General features: G+C 51.8%; 7 protein-coding genes. 1 reads left to right on the forward strand and 6 read right to left on the reverse strand.

Annotated elements, in window-relative coordinates:
- Positions 1-55: 55 nt before the first annotated feature.
- Entirely contained in the window at positions 56-2,446 is a 2,391-nt protein-coding gene (locus ACYVAM_RS05855; protein WP_461064879.1) for an ABC transporter permease, read from the reverse strand.
- 254 nt (positions 2,447-2,700) lie between these two features.
- Here ACYVAM_RS05855 and ACYVAM_RS05860 point away from each other — a divergent pair, with 254 nt between their 5' ends.
- Entirely contained in the window at positions 2,701-3,258 is a 558-nt protein-coding gene (locus ACYVAM_RS05860) for a sugar O-acetyltransferase (protein WP_461064881.1), read from the forward strand.
- A 101-nt stretch (positions 3,259-3,359) separates the two neighbouring features.
- Here ACYVAM_RS05860 and ACYVAM_RS05865 read toward each other — a convergent pair whose 3' ends face one another.
- The 5 genes from ACYVAM_RS05865 to ACYVAM_RS05885 form a co-directional block, all read right to left on the reverse strand.
- Entirely contained in the window at positions 3,360-5,783 is a 2,424-nt protein-coding gene (locus ACYVAM_RS05865) for an ABC transporter permease (protein WP_461064883.1), read from the reverse strand.
- Between the two features lie 173 nt (positions 5,784-5,956).
- On the reverse strand, positions 5,957-8,350 hold the full coding sequence (locus ACYVAM_RS05870) for an ABC transporter permease (RefSeq protein WP_461064885.1): 2,394 nt from the start codon (positions 8,348-8,350) through the stop codon (positions 5,957-5,959).
- A gap of 231 nt (positions 8,351-8,581) precedes the next feature.
- Positions 8,582-11,191, reverse strand: a complete 2,610-nt coding sequence (locus ACYVAM_RS05875) for an ABC transporter permease (RefSeq protein WP_461064887.1) — start codon at positions 11,189-11,191, stop codon at positions 8,582-8,584.
- Positions 11,192-11,194: 3 nt separating this feature from the next.
- A complete protein-coding gene (locus tag ACYVAM_RS05880) occupies positions 11,195-13,846 on the reverse strand; it encodes an ABC transporter permease (RefSeq protein ID WP_461064889.1) in 2,652 nt (883 codons plus the stop codon).
- Positions 13,843-14,181, reverse strand: coding sequence for a PadR family transcriptional regulator (locus tag ACYVAM_RS05885; RefSeq protein ID WP_461064891.1), 339 nt, complete (start codon positions 14,179-14,181; stop codon positions 13,843-13,845). The genes ACYVAM_RS05880 and ACYVAM_RS05885 overlap by 4 nt, the downstream gene beginning before the upstream one ends.
- Positions 14,182-14,237: the final 56 nt, after the last annotated feature.

Genomic DNA, 14,237 nt, shown 5'->3' on the forward strand with positions numbered 1-14,237 from the left:
GGAGCGGCAACTATGCCACACCGGGATACCGGACCACGGCGGACCGGGCTCTACGTTATTCGCTTCGTAACGATTTGACTGGATTCATCAGGGCAGCTTTCACGCTCTGGAATCCTACCGTCATTAAGGCAATACCGACTGCCAGTAAGCCCGCCAGCGCGAACACCCACCATTCCAGGTCAACCTTGTAGGCAAAACTCTGCAACCATTGACTCATCGCGTACCAGGCTATGGGTGTGGCAATGCCAATCGCGATAACGACCAGCGTCAAAAAATCTTTGGACAGAAGCGACACGATGCTGACCACCGAGGCACCCAACACTTTGCGCACGCCAATCTCTTTGGTGCGTGCTTCAGCGGCCAACGCGGCCAGTCCGAACAGGCCCAGACAGGCAATCAGGACGGCCAGGATCGTAAACGAAAGCAACAACTGTCCCTGCTTTTGCTCGGCTCTATATTGCCGGGAAAAGTTCTCATCCAGAAAATGGAAACTAGGACTGGCTGATGGGTCGAATTTCTGGTAAACCGACTGGATATACGCCAGCGCTTCTTGGGCTTTACCGGACTGAATACGGACATACAGGTTGTCCTGATCTTCGGGTGCCGGAATTTGTAGGACCAGCGGTTCAATTTTGTGCTGAAGCGAATAGATATGAAAATCTTTTACCACACCAACAACCCGAAATTCAAGCGCTTTGTCCATGCTCACATACGATATGACCCGCTTGCCAATGGCAGACTGCCAGCCCATTTTCTTCACCAGCGCTTCGTTTACCAGTATGGCGCTCGTTGCATCGCCGGGCGATGAGGCTGAGAAATTACGTCCTTCCAGGAGCTTGATTTGCAGGGTGTTCAGGTAGTCGGCATCGACCGCGAATTTTTGGACTACCTGCGCACTGGCGGGCATTACCCCATTCTGCTCGAACTTCATTCCCTTGGTACCGATGTTGTTGTTGCCAATCGGGTTGCTGGCTGCCGATACCGCTTCGATAAGTGGGCTTGTGCGCAACTCTTCCTTCAACGCCTGAATTTGTTTGCGCGGAGCTTCGTTTTCCAGATGGAAGGTGACGACCTGGTCTTTGTTGAAGCCAAGGTCTTTATGCAGTACATAGCCCATTTGCCGGTATATGACCCATGAACAGGCGATTAGACCCACAGCCGCCACGAATTGAAAGACCACCAGCGCTTTTCTAAAACTAATGCCGCCAACCTTGCTGCTCGTTTGCCCTTTTAGCGCCACCACCGTTCGGAATCCTGATAAAAATAGAGCTGGATAGATTCCGCTCCCCGCACCCAATAGCAAGGCGAATAAGGTCACGACGCCCAGCATTAGCCAGGGGCCATAGGTCGTTAATGACAACGACTTGTCGGCCAGTTCATTGAACAGGGGTAAGGCCATGTTGGCGAATAGAATGCCAACCAGGCTGGCCAGCAGCGCCATTAGAACTGATTCGGTGATGAACTGCCCTACGAGCTGGCTCCGCTGTGAGCCGATCGCTTTCCGAACGCCCACTTCGCGCAGACGCCCTATCGACCGGACGGTGTACAGGTTCACATAGTTAATGCCCGCAATGAGCAGAATCAGAGCGGCCACAAGGGCAAAAATGTAAACGGTTTGGCTACTGCCATTGGCGCTGGCTTCATAGTCCAGATGCGAATGGAGGTGAATGGATGGCAATGGCTGAAGTTCCATCCGGTAGGTTATATTGGCTCCCATTTCCTTTTTCAGGTATTTAGGAAAGAAGCCCGCTAACTTGGCTTCCAGAGCTTTAGCATCGGCAGCTTTATTGAGTAATACGTAAGTATATAAATCGAAACTCTGCCAGCCGTTGGTGTAATTTGTCGGCATCGACCGCAAGGCGCTGAATTGCAAGTGCGAATTTGTCGGCACATCGGCCATAACTCCCGTTACGATATTGACAAAGTGATTGCTGAATTCAATCGGTTGCCCGACGGCTTTGGACGCATCACCAAACAGCTTTTCGGCGAGCGTTTTGGTGATCACAATGCGTTCGGGCTGGGCCAGCGCCGTAGCCGGATCGCCGTATAGAAAGGGAAACGTAAAGACATCGAACACCGATTGATCGGCGAACATGACATCGTTAGTTTCGATTTTTTTATCGCGGTAGGTAATCGTTCCACCGCCTTCGGGATAAAGCCGAACGGTCTTCTCTATTTCGGGGTAATCGCTTTTCAAGGCACCCGCAAACGGGGCCGAGGTGGGCGCTAGCTGCAGATTGCCGCCTGCCCATTGCGCATGCTGTACAACCCGAAAAACCCGGTCGGCATTGGCGTTGAAACGGTCATAGCTCAGTTCATGCCATACATACAAAACCATCAGGCCGACGGCGGCTATGCCCACGCCCATGCCCACAATGTTCAACGCGCTGAACAGCCGGTTTTTCCAAAGATTTCGGAACGCGATTTTTAAGTAACTGCGGAACATAAGCGCTTCTGGTTTAAGCTAGTTAAGAATACGCACAATATGCCAAAAGTTGTACCACAATGATAACTAATTGGCAGTCAATGAGATAGAATTAGGTGCAATCTGTACTGTCCGAATGTGGACATGTTTTTGTACAGTTGCGGACAACAGAACAAACCGACCGACTGCTTTCCCAATATAGACGCTTCCAGGCGGTAGTCCAACAATTTGATGTTGTTTGGCTTTTACTTTTTACGGGCAAAACCGCAAATGATATGAAAACAGAACTGGAAAAGATGCTGGCCGGTGAATTATACGACGCCAGTGAAGCAACATTAGTTAACATGCGGACCAAAGCCCGGGCGTTGTTCTCGGAATTCAATCGGACGCCCTACGATGCAGAACCGGAACGCCAGGCTATTCTGGGTCAACTACTGGGCAGTATGGGTACGAACCTGAATATACAGCCACCGTTCTACTGCGATTATGGGTCAAACATCAGTATAGGCGCCAACGGATTTCTGAACTTCAACTGCATCTTTCTGGATTGCGCCCAGATTACAATAGGCATCAATTTTCAGTGTGCGCCCAACGTGCAGCTATACGCAGCCTACCATCCCGTCATAGCGGCTGAGCGCATCAAAGGGCCAGAGCTGGCCGCTCCCATCACCATCGGCGACAACGTCTGGCTGGGTGGCGGAGTCATCGTTTGCCCCGGCGTCACCATCGGCGACAATACAACCATCGGGGCCGGGAGCGTAGTGACGAAAGATATTCCTGCCAACGTATTTGCGGCTGGCAATCCCTGCCGTGTCATCCGGGAATTGGTGTAGAGCCGCATACTTGCGGCTCCTGACCGGACGGTGTTGCTGACGCGCAGGAGACGCAAGTATGCCGCACCGGAATGCCGGACCACGGCGGACCGGTCTCTACGTTACTCGGATCGTAACGATTTTACCGGGTTCATCAGGGCGGCTTTTACACTCTGGAAGCTAACCGTCAGTAAGGCAATGCAAACAGCGAGTAGTCCGGCCAGGGCGAATACCCACCACGACAGGTCTATTTTGTAGGCGAAGTCCTGCAGCCAGCGATCCATGGCGTACCAGGCTACGGGTATCGAGAGCACGATGGCCACACCGACCAGCTTCAAAAAATCTTTGGACAGTAAGGCCACAATACTGGCGACGGATGCACCGAGTACCTTCCGTACGCCAATCTCTTTGGTACGCTGCTCGGCCATGAACGTGGCCAGCCCGAACAGACCCAGGCAGGCGACAAAAATGGTCAGACCTGCGAACAGACCCAGAATTTGTCCGATTTTTTGTTCCGTCCGGTAGGTATCGCTAAAGCGTTCATCCAGAAAGGAGTAGGTAAACGGAGCCTCGGGCGCGAGCTGGCTCCATTGTTTTTTCAAGTTTGCCAATAGGCCCGTCAGGTCTTTGGTTTTTACTTTTACTATGACTGTACCGGATGTGTTGCCCAGCACCATCACGAGGGGCGAAATACGCTCGTGCAGCGATCTGAAATGGAAATCCTTTACCACGCCAATGACCCGATACGTGCCTTTATTGCCTTCATTATTCGTATTGGTCAGGGTGTGCCCAATGGCTTTGTCGCCCCAGCCCAGGGTTTTTGCCGCCGTTTCGTTCAAAATGACGCTGGCCGAATCGGTACCGTATTGCCGAGAGAAATTCCGCCCGGCGGCCAGTTGCATACCCAGGGTTGGAATGTAGTTGTAGTCAACATCGTACCGGAGCGTTTTGACCAGCTGTGTGGAGTTCGCTTCGGGATAAACCATGAAGTTATTGTTGTTGCTGGGGCCAGCGGGCAGATAACCCGATGTACTCACATTCAGTACGTTGGGGTCCTGCATGATCTGGCTGCGGAACACATCTTCCTTTTGGCCCAGTAGCCACGTCTCGGGCAATACCAGCACCTGATCTTTATTGTAGCCCAGCTTTTTGTTCTGAATGTAGCTAAGCTGCCGATAAACCACCGTGGTGCTGACAATCAATGTGATCGAAATGAAGAACTGAACTACAACCAGTCCACTTCGCAGGCCAATACTCTTACTGTCTCCGGTAAACTTAGCGCCTTTCAGTACGGCAACTGGTTTAAAGGAAGAGAGGAAAAAGGCGGGATAACTTCCGGCCAGCACACTCACCAGCACTCCAAAAAGCAGCAGGCCCGGTAAGAGCCAGGCATTCGCCAGGAAGTTGAGCGCCAGCGTTTTGCCGGCCAGTGCGTTAAAGGCGGGCAACGACGCGTAGACGATACCAACGGCAATCAACAACGCAATGCCCGTGAGCAGCAGTGACTCAACCAGGAACTGGCTGGTCAGGCTTTGTCTGACCGAGCCGAGCACTTTCCGAATGCCCACTTCCTTGGCTCGCTTGGAAGCGCCCGCCGTGGATAGGTTCATGAAATTGATGCAGGCAATGATCAGCATGAACAGGGCAATAGCTCCGAATAGGTAGACATACTGGATATTGCCAGCTGGGGTGAGGTCGTAGCCAAAATTTGAGTAAAGGTGAATGTCTGTCAACGGCTGTAAAAACAGGCCAAGATCATTGCCTTTCTTGCGAAATTGGTTCATACTCATGCCAAACGACTTCTGGATCTGCGGACCCATGTACTTGTCCACCACCTGCGGTAGTTTGGCTTCGAGTTGCTCGTAGTCGTAGCCTTTGGGTAATACCAGATACGTGAAAAATTCGGACGTCATCCAGGACGGATCCCTGGCCTCCGGAAAGCTCGCCATGGAGGCAAAGAAGTCGGCCTGAATGTGGGAGTTTGTTGGTATTCGGTCAATGACACCCGTCACCTGATAGGTTGCGTTCCAGCTTTTGATCGTCAGGACCTTGCCAATCGGGTCGGCATTGCCAAAATATTTATGGGCCAAATCTTGTGTGATAACCGCTGTGTTGGGCCGTACGAGCGCTGTTTTTACATCGCCCTGAAGCAGCGGGAAGGTGAACACCTGGAAGAAATTGGAGTCGACATAAACAAGTGAGGCATCGCGAAACGACTTATCGCCGTAGGTAATGAAAGGTGAGCCACCTATACGCAGGCGTGTTGCTTCCTGCACTTCCGGGTAATCCGCTTTCAGTGTCTGGGCAACGGGCCGCATCACGTGTGCTTCGTTCATTTTCCCCCCCTGCATGGATCCCCGAAAAAAGACCCGGACAATGCGATCGGCCTTTTTATGAAAGCGGTCGTAGCTGAGTTCGTCGAGCACGAACAGGCTAATGAGCATGCAGGTTGCCAGGCCAAGCGCCAGCCCAATGATGTTGATCGCTGAGAAGGCCTTGTTGCGAATCAGATTGCGCCAGGCAATTTTAATGAAGTTCGTTAGCATGGGATACCGTATTTTTTCTTGCAATGTACGACACCGTGTAGTCCAAATGGCGTACCATAGTTGTAAATTATTGATTGACAGCAGGTTATGCTTTTCTTTGACCAGTTCGTGTCCGTAAGCGGACGATTTTCGTTCACTTACGGACACGAACTGGCGGACGATAGGGAGGAGCGCTACTCGCTGCGTAAACTCTTCACCGGATCCATCAGGGCGGCTTTGATGCTCTGAAAACTGATCGTCAGCAGGGCGATACCGATGGACAGTATACCCCCCAGCGCAAACACCCACCAGGCCAGATCAACCTTGTAGGCAAAGCCCTGCAACCATTGGTGCATAGCATACCAGGCCAGTGGCGACGCAATGGCAATGGCCAGCAGCACCAGCTTCAGGAAATCTTTGGAGAGCAAGCCAATAATATTGCTCACGGAGGCACCCAGTACTTTGCGAACGCCGATTTCTTTGGTGCGTTGTTCGGCGGTGAAGGCCGATAAACCTAACAGCCCTAAGCACGAAATGAAGATGGCCAGAAACGCGAAGTAATTGGCCAGACTACCCACAACGGTTTCGCTTTTGTAGAGCTTCTGGTACTCATCGTCGGCAAAGCGGTAAGCGAAGGGAAACTTGGGGTTCATCTGTTTCCAGAGCGATTCGATGCTGGCCAATGCCTGTTTGGTTTGCCCCGGCTGGGTGCGGATCAGAAAGTTCTGCGAGCCGGGTTCCTGGCTAAGCCGTAGAATCAGGGGTGAGATCGGGATATGCAGCGACTGGAAGTGAAAGTCTTCCATCACGCCAATTATTTTGCCCGGCTTTCCCCACATCGTAATGGGCTGGCCAACGAGCGATTCGGGCGACCCGCCCGATTTATACCCAATGCGTCGGGCGGTGGCTTCGTTGATGAGGTAGTTGGTGGTGTCGGTGCTGAACTCGGGCGAGAAATCCCGGCCCGCCAGTTTGATCTTCAACGTCTTCATCAAATCATAACCGACCGCCGTTTGGGTAATCTCAATATTAACGTTCGGGTCTTTGCCCGGCCAGCTTACCCCGCCCGTACTGCTGCCAATGTTGGTGGGCGCTTCCTGCATGGACGATACCGCCATAATTCCGGGCTGTCGCAGGAGCTCGTCCTTGAACGTTTTATATGCCGACTGTGCGGTGAGCTCTCCCTCAACCGGCACATAGATCAGGTTCTCGCGCTCGTAGCCAAGGTTGGTCGTTTGCACATAATTGACCTGCCGATATACGATGATGGTACCCACAATGAGCAGCATGGAGAGCACGAACTGGAACACCACCAGCCCCTGCCGAAACAGCCGGGCACCCGCGCCAAACTTGAGTGTACCCTTCAACACCCGAACCGGCTCCAGCGACGATAAGAAAAAGGCCGGGTAGCTACCCGCCACCAGGCCGGTAAACAGGGCCATGCCCACCAGCACCAGCCAAAAAGATGACTGTGTAGTTTGCAGACTGATGTGTTTGCCCGTCAATGAATTAAAGGAAGGGAGCAACAGAAAGACAAGCACCAGTGCAAGCGTCAAGGCCAGCAGCGTGAACAGCAAAGCTTCGCCGATAAACTGCCCGGCCAGCAAACTACGCACCGCCCCAATCACCTTCCGAACGCCCACTTCCCGCGCTCGTTTGACGGAGCGAGCCGTAGCCAGATTCATGAAATTGATACAGGCAATCAGTAACAGAAAAACGGCGACGAGCCCAAATAGGCGCACGTAGTCAATGCGCCCGCCATCCTGCTGACCGTTCTTAAAGTTTGAATACAGGTACCCGTCAGGATAAGCTTGCAGGAAAAGCTGCGCATCGAAATTAGTGCCGACATCTTTGTCATACTTCCGCAAAAAAGGCTTGAGTTTGGCGTCAAGGGTTGCGACGTTCGCATCCGGCCGAAGCATAATGCGCGTATGCGGCCCGTTGTTTCCCCATTGTTTCATCCAGGGGTTCCGGTTCAGGCAGTCCTGCCAGTTGATCAGGAAATCGTATTTGTCGGACGACATGTCAGGTAGGTTTTCGAAGACAGCCGTAACCTGATAATCCTGCTTGTTGTCGATGCGGATGCTTTTGCCCAGTGCCGCTGCCGGGCTACCGAAATAGAAGTCGGCTACTTTGCGGGAAATCGCCATACCGATGGGCGAATTCAGGGCCGTGGCGGGTGTACCGGCCAGCAGCGGAATGCTGAACATCCTGAACCAGTCGGCACCGGCCCAGTGGCCCGTTTCTTTGTTGATTTTGTCGCCTGCGGCAAACGTTAAGTTCGCATCCCAACCCGTGTAGCCAGCTGCATAGACAACTTCGGGAAATTGTTTCTTTAGCTCATCGGCCAGGATGCCGGGCGTAAAGCGACCTGCCTGTACCTTGCCGTCGTAAATCTGCCGTTGCATGACGTTGTACAACTGCGGGCCATTGGCGTGGTAATTATCGACCTGAAGTTCGTCCTGAATCCACAGGAAAATTAACAGGCTACAGCCCATGCCCAGGGCCAATCCCAGAATATTGATGACCGAAAAGGCTTTGTTACGAATGATCGTTCGCCAGGCAATTTTGATGTAACTGGTTAGCATATTTGCCTTGGTTAAGTTTTGGGAGCCCCCGAAATGGATTGTCGTTCGTTACAGCGGAGCTATACATGAACTTGTTTCTTCGAGCGCTATGTGTCAAATGTTTTGCCAAATTATAAAAAGAGCCCATACGTCCTGGAATGGGCTCTTTTTGAGAAATAGCGAATTTGCTTTGTCCAGAATCGGACAGGGTTCGTACGTTCGTGGACAGTAGAGACAACGCATGCGTTGTCTCTACTCCGACCGCAATGATTTCACCGGATTCATCAGAGCCGCTTTCACGCTTTGGAAGCTGACCGTTAGTAGGGCTATGCCAATGGCCAGTAAGCCTGTAAGCGCAAAAACCCACCATTCAATGGCAATCCGGTACTTATAGGCTTGCAGAAACTTGTCCATGCCGTACCAGGCAATGGGCGACGCGACCAGAAAGGCGATGAATACTAGCAATAGAAAATCGCGGGAAAGCAACGAAACGATGTTGGGTACGGATGCGCCCAGTACTTTGCGAACGCCAATCTCCTTGATGCGTTGCTCGGCCATGAAGGAGGACAGGCCAAAAAGCCCCAAGCAGGAGATGAATATAGCCAGGATAGCGAAAATGCTGGCCAGCTTACCAATACGTTCTTCTGCTGAAAATTTTTTCATAAACTCCTGATCGGCAAAACGATACTCGAAGGGAGCAGCCGGATTGAGTCTTTTGAATACGACTTCCAGCTTCGATAAAGCATCGGGAACGCTTACCGTAGGCTTCAGCTTGATATGAATAATATTCATGTTCCGTTCTTTCGTATCAATCATGAATACCGTGGGCGTAACGGACTCAAACGGTGATGTCATCACCATGTCTTTTACAACGCCAATAACTTTCCAGTTTTTGCCGTGCCATTTGATGATCTCGCCAACCGGGTTTAGTAATCCAGTCTGTTTAACAGCAGCTTCGTTAAGCAGAAACGTCGATGAATCGCTCGTGAACCGACTCGAAAATTCGCGGCCTTCCTTCACTTTCCAGCCAATCACGTTCCCGAAATCCGGGGTGACCGCAATCGTACCAAACGACGCTGCCCGGTTGGGGTTTTTGCCGCGCCACTCCAGGTTATTGGCCGACGACCAAATGCCCGTTATCGGGCTCGACGATTCACCCAGGTCGGCCACAACGCCTGTTTCGAACAGCTCATTCCGAACAGCCTCGTAGTTGCCCTGTAGTTCGGGGGTATTCATAGTAATATTTAGCAAGCCATCCCGGCTATAGCCTATGGGGCGATTTTTCGCGTATTGGATCTGCCGAAAAACAATGATTGTCCCGATAATCAGCGTGACTGAAACTGTGAACTGAACAACAACCAGTACTTTTCGGGGTATAGACGCAAACGGGCCAATCGTAAAGGTTCCTTTGAGTACTTTAATTGGCTGGAATGAAGAGAGGTAGAGTGCCGGGTAGCTGCCCGCTACGACGCCTGTAAACAGACAGAACCCAAGGCTCAACAGCCAGAACCGTAGATCGGACCAGTGCATGACCAGTTGCTTATCGGATACCTTGTTAAATAGCGGAAGAATGAGCCAGACGAAGGCTATAGACAGGCTAAATGCCAGCGCCACAACCAGGAACGATTCGCTAAAAAACTGACTAATAAGCTGCCCCCTCAATGAGCCGATGGCCTTCCGAATGCCGACCTCTCTGGCCCGTTTCTGGGAGCGGGCCGTGCTCAGGTTCATGAAATTGATGCAGGCTAGCAAGAGCACAAATCCCCCAATCAGACTAAAAAGCCAGACAAACTGAATGCGCCCACCGGTATTAACGCCGTTCTCCCAGCCAGAATACAAATGCCATCGATTCATGGGATGCAGGAAAAGAGCCGACTGGGTTTTATTCTGCGTGTGATTGCGAAACAGGTTGCTGATTTTTATCGAAACATCATTAAAGCGGCTGTTGGGGTTAAGCTGGGCAAAAATCCCGAATGAGCTGCTGCCCCAGTTATTCTTTTCTTCTTTATTATCGAAAAGAAGATCTACGGGAGCAATGAATGTAAAATCTTTAAAAGCCGAATTGTTGGGTACATCTTCGTAAATACCCGTTACCTGTACGGTATATTTATTGCCGATTTTAATGGCTTTTCCGAGCGGATCAGCGTCGGCAAAAAGCGCTTTGGCTACAGATTCAGACAGCAGGACAGAGTTAGGACTCGTCAACCCGGAACGCGATCCTTTGAGCATAGTCAGAGTCAGCAATTCCGGAAATTCCGGTTCGGCATAACAGCCCGTTTTCGTAAACGTCTTGTCCTGATAGGCGATGATCTGCTCAAAACTGGCGGTAGCGGCCACAACGTATTTAAAGTCGCTGGGGTATTTCGTTCGAATCTCCTGGCTTAATGGCAGGGGCAATGACGTAAACGTTTCAATGCCACCCTCCAATGTTTCATTCTCCAGCACCTGCGCAATATGGTCATGGTTCTGATGATAGGTGTTGAATGAAAATTCATCAAAAACCCACAAGCCAATGAACATGGCCACCGCCATACCTACCGCCAGCCCACCAATGTTAATGACCGAATACGCCTTATTCTTGACAATATTTCGGAAAGCGATTTTCAGATAGTTTCGTAACATGGTCGTATTAGTAGGATTGGGAAATTTACTCGATACTCGTTTGGGTTTTCGTTTTCGCACAAAAGGCGGCAGTACCGATACCACATTGAGCACATACCGCAGCGTAGCCTGGGCCTTGCCCGCGCGGGTATGCCAGTAGGCATACAGTTCGTCCAGATCACCCTCCACTTCTTCGAGGGTATTCTCGGGGTGCAGCTGTTGGAGCAGCCAGTGCGCCCAGCGCGGTGGGGTAGGGCTCATGATCTATTCGCTTTGTAAGCTTTTCGCGGGATTGACCAAAGCCGCTTTGATGCTCTGAAAACTGACTGTTAGCAGGGCCACGAACACGGTTACCAGTAGCGCTGTCAGAAAGATGCCGGGGTTAAGTGGAATACGGTACTGAAAATCCTGTAGCCAGCCGTCCATCACCCACCACGCTACGGGTACGGCAACGACAAAAGCCAGTGCAATCAGCTTGACGAATTCCCGACTAAACAGCCATAGTATGCTATAGGTGCTGGCACCCAGCACTTTCCGAATACCGACTTCCTTTGTCTTCTGCGCCACCGTAAATAACACCAGCCCATACAGCCCCATACAGCCGATGAAGAGCGCGACCCCGGCAAAGAAGTTAATGAGTTTGCTCATGGTCTGTTCGCGCTGATAAGCTGCCTCAATCTGCTGATCGACGAAAGACGGCTCGAAAAAACTGTCGGTGTACACCTGATTATACACGTTCTCCAACTGCTTCAACGCCCGACTGTAATTGGTTGATTTTAGCTGGATATTGGCTGAGAAATAGCCATCCGCAAACGTCGTAAGGAAGATAGGATTAATGCGTTCCTTCAGGTCCGACTGGTTATAATCTTTCAGCACACCAACGATCTTCATCGGGGCAAAGCCCCCTTTGTGAATCGTCTTGCCCACGATTTTCTCCGGTTGGTCAAAACTCAGACGACGCATGAACGTTTCGTTGATGAGCGTTTCACGAGCCGTATCCGACGGCTGTAAGTTGCGCCCGGCAACCAGCTTTAGACCATAGAGGTTGATGTAGTCGGCATCGATCCACACCTGTTGAGGTGTGTAGGGCTCTTTTTCAGGACGGTTGTCAAAACTAACCACCGTTTGACTGACCCAGCCCGATTGCGGGGCACCACCCATTGAGTAACTCAATCTGGCTACGTCGGGTAGAGCCGTAGCGAGGTTACGGAAGGTGCGCATTTTGCTCCGGTCCTGGGTGGGTAAATCAGGTAGATTAACGGTCAGGATGGCGTCTTTGCGAAAGCCCAGCTCTTTCTGCTGGACATACTCTAACTGGTTGGTAACAACGATCAGACTGATTATGAGTAGTTGTGAAATGGTAAACTGCGCAACGACCAGGCCACGTCTGACCGTGAAACCACCCGCTTGACTGGTTGTGATTCGACCCGCCAGCGCCACCACCGGACGAAACCCTGCTAACACCAGTGCGGGATAAAGACCCGCCAGCCCGATAACACTAATTACTAACAAGGCTAATCCCGCCAGCACCGACGGCGAATAGTAAAAGGTGAATCGGAACGGGCCATGCATAAATTGATGAACCATCGTTTGCCCGTACTGGAACAGGCCAACTGCCAGGGCCGTTGCAACTACAACAATGACTGTCGTTTCGCCCATGAACTGCAAGAAGAGCTGGGTTCGTGTGCTGCCCAGCACTTTCCGAACGCCCACTTCCCGCGCCCGGTTAAGGGCCTGTGCGGTGGCGAGGTTCACAAAGTTGATACTTGCCGTTCCTATCAGCAGCAGTCCAATGGCCAGCAGCGACAGCAGCAGGTTCCGGCTCACTCCGCCAAATTCGGGAGAGAGGTGCATCGTGCTAAAAGGAACAGCAGGATAGGAGGTTTCCTTTATTTTTTCCGGATTGTATTTTTTTACAAAGGAGGCCAGTTGCTGATTCCAGTCGGTGGGGGTAAACCGGTCGCTGAACAAAGCGAAACAGTGGGTACTTCCGTTGGTATTATCGAATCGTTCATTTTCGGGCCGGGCACCACGCTGCTCAGTTAGCGATGCCCAGGAACCGATGATTGAATAAGCCAGGTCGGTGTTGTCCTGATAATCAGCAAAAACTCCGACTACGCGAGCTGGAATTCGAGCGTTGATTCGAACCGTCCTGCCGACTACACCTGTACTGGTGCCGAAGCATTTACGCGCCATCTCGGCGCTCATTACGACCGTGCCAGGCTGGTTCAGGGCATCGGGGCTACCAGATAGCCACGTATAATCGAAGATGCGAAAGAAGGCCGGTTCCACAAAGGCACCGATGTGTTGTTTGTCTTTGATTTTCTTGTCTGCCCCTTTGGCTACAGGAACAGAAAGCAAGGGGGAGTACCACTCATCGACCATAGCCACCTGCTCTAGTGTGGGGTGATCAGTACGTACGGCCTGCCCAAACGCATAAGGAACTCCTCGGGTGCTGAAACTTCCATCGGCAGACGCGAAGCGGGAGGTAAACTGGTAAATACGGGCGTAATGGCGGTGATGCGTGTCGGTCTGGTAGTGGTAGCGGATCAAAGCAAAGATCAGAAGTGCGCATCCAATACCGATGGATAATCCTGTTATATTGATGAACGCATAAGTTTGATTCTTGCGCAGATTTCGCCAGGCTATTTTGAGGTAGTTGCGGATCATAGCGGGATGCAGGGGAGAGTAGTGTTCGTATGGTTGTTTCGCTTGCTTTCGTTTTCGCACAAAAGGCGGCAGTACCGATACCACATTGAGCACATACCGCAGCGTAGCCTGGGCCTTGCCCGCGCGGGTATGCCAGTAGGCATACAGTTCGTCCAGATCACCCTCCACTTCTTCGAGGGTATTCTCGGGGTGCAGCTGTTGGAGCAGCCAGTGCGCCCAGCGCGGTGGGGTAGGGTTGGATTTCATACCCCGCCGAGTTGAAGTGAGTGGGGTGGAACCATCTGCCATAACTCCTGCCGGAGCTGCTGAATCTCCTGCAACGCCCGGCTACCCAAGGCCGTAACCCGAAACAGCCGCTTGCGCCGACCACCCCGTTCGGCGGTGGCTCCGCCCAGTTCAGAGTTCACAAAGCCTTTCTCTTCCAGTCTGATGAGTGTGTTGTGGACGGTCCCGAAAGTAACCACCCGACCCGTATGCTCTTCCAGCGCCTGACTGACCGTAACGCCGTAGCCTTCGCCATCCAGAATGGCAACCATCAGCAGTACCACCTCCTCAAACTCGCCTAAATAGGTTCGACGCATTGCCTCTGCGGATTAGTTTATATTTTATCGTACAAATCAATTGCCAAAACCAAAAA

The sequence above is a fragment of the Spirosoma horti genome (assembly GCF_054776595.1).